This window comes from Nonomuraea zeae (assembly GCF_005889725.1).
GTDB lineage: Bacteria > Actinomycetota > Actinomycetes > Streptosporangiales > Streptosporangiaceae > Nonomuraea > Nonomuraea zeae.
Genome location: NZ_VCKX01000482.1, coordinates 1 through 6,044, shown reverse-complemented (window position 1 = coordinate 6,044; position 6,044 = coordinate 1). Strand labels below are relative to the sequence as shown.

The window sequence follows — 6,044 nt, the reverse complement described above, 5'->3', positions numbered from 1 at the left end:
CCCCCACGCCCGCACGGCTGGTGGCCGGCGGGCCGAGCCGTTGCCCCCAGCCCGGTTGCCCCCAGCCGGTTGCTCACAGCCCGAGGGAATGATGAACGCCTCAACATACGTCGAACCGTCAGAGCCGCAGGCCGAGATCCCGCTTCTCGGCGGTGACGTCACCGAGGGCGTCGTGCGGGTGGGTGACACCGTGCGCCGCTCCGTCAATCCCAACTCCCCGCTCGTCCACGCGTTGCTGCGCCATCTGGAGGCGGCCGGGTTCGCGGGGGCCCCGCGGTTCCTCGGTATCGACGCGGCCGGGCGCGAGGTGCTGACGTTCGTCCACGGGGAGGTGGCGGGGCGGCCGCGGCCCGCGTGGCTCGCCGACGAGGGGCGGCTGGCCTCGGTGGGCCGGCTGGTCCGCGCGTACCACGACGCCGCCGCCGGCTTCGTCGTGCCCGAAGGGGTGCGTCCCGGCCTCGGCGTCTCGACGCCGCCGGGCCTGCCGCCCGCGCCGCCGCACCCGGCCGAGCTGGTCGGGCACATGGACTACACGCCGGACAACATCGTGTTCCGGGACGGCGAGGCGGTCGCGCTGATCGACTTCGACCTCGCTAAGCCCGTCACCAGGGTGGACGAGGTGTGCAACGCGATGCTCTACTGGGCGCCGCTGGGCGACCCGGCGGACGCCGATCCGCCGCTGCGGGAGGTGGACGTGCCGCGCCGCTGCCGCATGCTCGCCGACGCCTACGCGATGTCCGGCACCGACCGGTCCCGGCTCGTCGAGGTGGCCGTGCTGCGGACGCGGCGGGCGTGGTTCACGATGAAGCAGGCCGCCGAGGAGCAGGGCGGTGGCTGGGCGCGGATGTGGGACGAGGGCGTCGGCGACGTCATCAAGCGGCGTGAGGCCTGGCTGGACCGTACCGGCGCGGCCATCGACGCGGCGCTGACCGCCCCGTAGGAGGCGGCGGCAACCCCTCCCCCGAAGCGCCGCCTCTCCCGTGAAGAGGGGCTCTCCCGTGAAGGGCGGTTATCTCGTGCCGCTCTCCTGCCGGGACGCCGGATCGGGGCGCGGCCATGACCGCCCGCCCAGGCGTTCGACGTCGGTGTTGAACCGCCCGAGGAACGCGGCGAACTCGGCGACCTCCTCGGGCGTCCAGTCCGCCAGCACCTTCTCCAGGCCGCGGATGTTCTTGGTCCGCTCGTCGTCGAGGTAACGCTCACCGGCCTCCGTGAGGCGGAACTTGCGGGCGATGCCGCCGTCGGGGTCGGCGATGCGCTCGGCCAGCCCGTCGCGGAGCAGGGCCGAGGTGTGCCGGTTGAGAGTGGAGACGTCGAGCCCGAACGCCTCGCTGAGCTGCCCGATCGACATCATCCCCGCCGTCCTGATGCGGCTGAGCAGGGTGTACGCACTGCGATCGAGATGGCGGTGCCGGCCGAGCAGCATGGTCTCGTACTCGATCAGGTGCGTGGGCTTGTCCATGCCAGTCCTTCTGCCATCCGGTGCGCGTCAGCATATCCACCGTGATCAGATGTGTAACCTCCACATGAAGTGTATGTAACACACCATGTGTAGAGCACACACCGCAGCCCCCGCCGGGCACTTACGGCAGTCTTAGAGGGCTCGAAGGACAGTTGTTACGTTGTACACCTTTTCGGGAGGACAAGATGGCCCCTGGGCCGGACGGATTCAGCACCGCGGAAACCCTGACGAACGAGCCGCCCAGGCGCCGTTTCCCCCGTTCCCTGCTGCTCGCGGCCACCACCGCGCTGGTCGTGGTCACGGGAGCGGGCGTCGCCGCCGCGGCGGCGTTCTCTCCCTCGCCCGCACCCACGGCGAGTGACACCACGACCCCTTCCGCGAGCGCGTCGGCGACCCCTTCCCCGACCTCTTCGGACCGGACGCCGGGACAGGACCGCGGCTGGGGCCGCAAGCTCGGCCTCGGCGGTCCCGCCCTGCACGGCGAGTTCGTCGTGCAGGGCGCGGACGGCACGTACGTGACCGTCGCCACCCAGTACGGCGACGTCACGGCCGCCGGCCAGGACTCGATCACGGTCAAGAGCGAGGACGGCTACACCAAGGAGTACGTGGTCAACGGCGACACCCGGATCAACCGCGGCGACGGCGCCGACACGCTCAAGACCGGGCAGAAGGTCATGGTCACGGCGAAGGTGGACGGCGGGACGGCCACGGCCGTCAGGATCCGCGACACGACCCTGCGCGAAGGACGCACCCGGCAGGGGTGGCGTGACGGACAGGGCTGGCGTGGCGACGGAGACCGCCGGCACCACGGCCACCAGCCCGGCCAGCCGCCGACCTCCTCCCCCACGCCTTCCGCCTCGCCCACCACGACCTCCTGACGAGACCGGAGAGCGGGCCGCGTCGTTGCCCGCTGACAAGACCGGAGCACGGGCCGCATTTGTTGCCCGCTGACGAGACCGGAGAGCGAGCCGCGTCGTTGCCCGGCGGCGGCGATGACCTCCTCGCCCCCGGCGAGGTTCGCCGCGCGCGCCGGGGTCAGCGGCCGGCTCCGAACCAGGCGTGGGAGTGCCTGATCTTCAGGCGGCCGTGGGACAGCTCGCCGGTGACCCGGACGTGCGGCCGCCCCGGGCGCGGGAGCTGCGACGCCGTGCAGGTCACCCTGCCCCATTCGCTCCGCGCGCCGTCGGCGTCCGCGCTCGCGCCGGGCGGGAGGATGATCGTGGCGGAGCCGTACGCGAGCCGGAGCTCGATGTCGATCTCCGGGTGGACGATCAGGGCCTCCGACAGGTCGAGCCGCACCCGGCCGAACTCGGAGTCGACCCGCAGCGCGCGCGGGACCCGCCACTCTCCCGACCGCTTGATGCGCGCGCCCGTGGTGGTGATCCGGACGACCTCCTCGGTCAGGCCGGCGAGTGCGGGCTCCAGCTCGCCCCGGGAGGCGGCCGTGAGCGCCCGTTCGAGCCGGGCCTCCATCTCGCCCGAAGTCAGGCGGCCGTCCGCGAACGCCTGCTGGAGCCGCTGGACCGCCCGGTCGCGATCGGTGTCGGAGAGGCGTACGAGCTCGGCCCCGGACCTGCTCTCGCCGCGGGACGCGATCATCGGGCGACCGCCCGCTGGTACAGCCGCGTTGCCAGCGGCACGAACACCACCAGCAGCAGCACCGACCAGAGCAGCGCGGCCGGGACCGCGTGCTGGAGCGGCCAGGCGTCCGGCACCGGCATGGCGGGGTTGGTGTTGCCGAACAGCTCGCGCGCGGCCTGGACGAGCGTGGAGACGGGGTTCCACTCGGCGATCGGCTTCAGCGGGCCGGGCAGCTGCGCGCTGTCCACGAACGCGTTGGACAGGAACACCAGCGGCATCGAGACGATGGTGGCGATGTTGTTGAACGTCTCGGGCGTGCGCAGGGCCAGCGCGACCGTCGCCGTCACCCAGGAGAAGGCGTACGAGAACAGCAACAGCAGCAGGAAGCCGAGCACGGCCTCGTGCGGCGCGGAGTTGATCCGCCAGCCGACCAGCAGCCCGACCACCGCCATGACGACGATGCTGGTCACGTTCATGATCACGTCGCTGAGCGTCTGGCCGGTCAGCACGGCCGACGGCGACATCGGCAGCGTGCGGAACCGGTCGAAGATGCCCTTCTGCAGGTCCTGGGTCAGCGTGTAGCCGGTGATCTGCGCGCTGGTGACGATCGTCTGGACGAAGATCCCCGGCAGCAGGTATTCCTGGTAGGACATGCCGGGCAGCTCGATCATGCTGCCGAACACGTACGCGAACAGCAGCACGAACACGATCGGTAACGTGATCACGCCACCCAGCAGGTCAGGTGCTCGCTTGATCTTGAGCGCGTTGCGCTTGGAGATCGTCATGCCGTCGGCGATGGCGATCTGGAGGGCGTTCATCGGGCGTTCTCCTTGATCTTCTCGCTCGCCTCGTGCCCGGTCAGGGTCAGGAACACGTCGTCCAGGGTGGGCCGCCGCAGCCCCGCGTCGCGTACGGCGATCCGCTCGGCGGCCAGGTGGCTCAGCGCCCAGGTGAGCGAGGCCGCGCCGTCGCTGACCGGGATCGTCACCCGCAACGCGACGGCGTCGGCCTGCATGCCGTCGGTGGCCAGGGGCGCCAGCGCCCGCCGGGCACTTTCCAGGTCCACGGCGCTCGTCACCGTCACCTCGATGCGGTCGCCGCCGATCTGGCTCTTGAGCTCGTCAGCGGTGCCGAGCGCGATCACCCGGCCGTGGTCGACCACCGCGATCCGGTTCGCCAGGCGGTCGGCCTCCTCCATGTACTGCGTCGTGAGCAGCACGGTCGTGCCGCCCCTGACCAGCTCGGCGATGACGTCCCACAGGCTCGTGCGGGCCCTGGGGTCCAGCCCGGTCGTGGGCTCGTCGAGGAACAGCACCGGCGGGTCGGCGACCAGCGCTCCGGCCAGGTCGAGCCGGCGGCGCATGCCCCCGGAGTAGCCCTGGACCGGGCGGTCGCCCGCCTCCGCCAGGTCGAAGCGTTCGAGCAGCTCGCGGGCGCGTTCCTTGCTGCGCTTGACGCCCAGGTGGTAGAGGCGGCCGACCATCTCCAGGTTCTCGGCGCCGGTGAGGTGGTCGTCCACGGCGGCGTACTGGCCGGACGCCCCCATCATGGAGCGCAGGCGGCGGGCGTCGCGGACGACGTCGCAGCCCGCGACCGTGGCCCGGCCGGCGTCCGGCCTCAACAGGGTGGTCAGGATGCGGACGGTCGTGGTCTTTCCCGCACCGTTCGGGCCGAGCAGCCCGAAAACGGTGCCTTCGGGGACCGACAGGTCCATCCCGTCGAGCGCCACCACGTCGCCGTACTTCTTGACCAGACCCTCCGCTTCGATGGCCGATGGCATGCTGGTTCTCTCCTCTGTCTCTCGGTTCTTCAGGACCGGTGGATCGCGATGTCGCCGTAGGCGGTGTGGGCGCGTACCTCGACGGTCTTGTCGGACGGCGCCGGGCCGTCGCAGGCGTCCAGGGAGACCTCCACGGTGCCGTACTGGGAGCTGACGTCCAGCCAGGCCGCGCTGCCTTCCCGGATCCCCAGCTCCAGCGCGCCGCCGGCGGTCTCCATGACGACCGAGCCGGACACCACCTCGCCGATCCGCACGCTGCCGTACGCGGTCTTGGCGGCGACCCCGGCCAGGGCGCGGGCGACGGTGATGTCGCCGTACGCGGTGTTCAGGCGCAGGTCGCCGGTCACCTCGCCGAGGGTCAGGTGACCGTTGGAGGTCTTGACGACGGCCGTGCCGTCCACCTCGCCGATCCGTACGTCGCCGTTGGCGGTGGTGACGTCGGCGTGCCCGGCCGCCCTGGTCACCGAGATGTCGCCGGACCCCGTCTTCAGCCGCAGCCGGTCGGCCTGGTCGAGGTGGATGTCGCCGTAGGACGTCGTGAACTTCACCTCGCCGAGCCGGCCCCGGCAGCGGAGGTCCGCCGCGGCGTTCGCCTCGATGTGGGATCCGGCCGGCAGGTCGATCGTCACCTCGACCGAGCCGCCCCAGCCGAGCAGCGAACGCGCCCACTTCATGGGCCCTTCGACCAGCAGGTCTATCGGGCCGCCCCAGCCGGGCGGCGCGGCCGTCCGCTCGGCGGGCGCCTTCACCCGCAGCGTCCCGTTGGTGTACTCGATCCGGGCGTGCTCGGCGGCCTGCACGTCGGCGTCGTTGAACTGGTCGCTCGGGTACACCTCGACGACCGTGTCGGCGCGGTCGCTCGCGTTGATCCGGACCTTGGCGGTCGCGAGGTCGATGACGGCGGTGATGGGCTCGGGGGTGGCGAACGTCGGCATGGCGATCCCCTCATCTCGGGTTCTGGAAGGCGTGCTGGTCGGCGAGGGCCCGCTAGCGGACCCAGCCGGTGTAGCGCTGGCCGGTCTGGGTCTCCACGCGCCGGTCCGAACGGCGGCGCGGGCCGCCGGGTTCGAGGGCGGAGGAGACGGCGCGGACGAGCCAGGCGTTGACCGAGAGCCCGTCACGGGCCGCCGCCTCCTCGATGCGCGGCTTGAGATGCTCGGGGACGCGGAGCGAGATCCGCGAGGTGCCGCCGTCGTCCGCGTCCGGTGCGGGCGGTGGGGG

Annotated in this window: 8 protein-coding genes; 2 read left to right on the top strand and 6 right to left on the bottom strand. The window is 71.9% G+C overall.

Annotated features, from left to right (window positions below; translation table 11 throughout):
* Positions 1-88 precede the first annotated feature (88 nt).
* On the top strand, positions 89-940 hold the full coding sequence (locus tag ETD85_RS59475) for a phosphotransferase (RefSeq protein ID WP_338087271.1): 852 nt from the start codon (positions 89-91) through the stop codon (positions 938-940).
* A 69-nt stretch (positions 941-1,009) separates the two neighbouring features.
* Here the strand turns inward: ETD85_RS59475 and ETD85_RS59470 are convergent, their stop codons facing one another.
* Entirely contained in the window at positions 1,010-1,462 is a 453-nt protein-coding gene (locus tag ETD85_RS59470) for a MarR family winged helix-turn-helix transcriptional regulator (RefSeq protein WP_138698624.1), read from the bottom strand.
* A gap of 185 nt (positions 1,463-1,647) precedes the next feature.
* Here ETD85_RS59470 and ETD85_RS64165 point away from each other — a divergent pair, with 185 nt between their 5' ends.
* Positions 1,648-2,340 (top strand): hypothetical protein, encoded by a 693-nt coding sequence (locus tag ETD85_RS64165; protein WP_170247450.1) that lies wholly within the window; start codon positions 1,648-1,650, stop codon positions 2,338-2,340.
* Positions 2,341-2,497: 157 nt separating this feature from the next.
* Here ETD85_RS64165 and ETD85_RS59455 read toward each other — a convergent pair whose 3' ends face one another.
* The 5 genes from ETD85_RS59455 to ETD85_RS59435 form a co-directional block, all read right to left on the bottom strand.
* Complete coding sequence (locus ETD85_RS59455) at positions 2,498-3,061, bottom strand: DUF1707 SHOCT-like domain-containing protein (RefSeq protein WP_138698622.1); 564 nt, start codon at positions 3,059-3,061, stop codon at positions 2,498-2,500.
* Entirely contained in the window at positions 3,058-3,861 is an 804-nt protein-coding gene (locus ETD85_RS59450) for an ABC transporter permease (protein ID WP_138698621.1), read from the bottom strand. Before ETD85_RS59450 ends, ETD85_RS59455 begins: the two co-directional genes overlap by 4 nt.
* A complete protein-coding gene (locus ETD85_RS59445) occupies positions 3,858-4,823 on the bottom strand; it encodes an ATP-binding cassette domain-containing protein (RefSeq protein ID WP_138698620.1) in 966 nt (321 codons plus the stop codon). The genes ETD85_RS59450 and ETD85_RS59445 overlap by 4 nt, the downstream gene beginning before the upstream one ends.
* 29 nt (positions 4,824-4,852) lie before the next feature.
* Positions 4,853-5,758, bottom strand: a complete 906-nt coding sequence (locus tag ETD85_RS59440; RefSeq protein WP_138698619.1) for a DUF4097 family beta strand repeat-containing protein — start codon at positions 5,756-5,758, stop codon at positions 4,853-4,855.
* 52 nt (positions 5,759-5,810) lie between these two features.
* A partial coding sequence (locus ETD85_RS59435) for a toxin-antitoxin system HicB family antitoxin (protein ID WP_138698618.1) occupies positions 5,811-6,044 on the bottom strand: 234 nt, incomplete at its 5' end.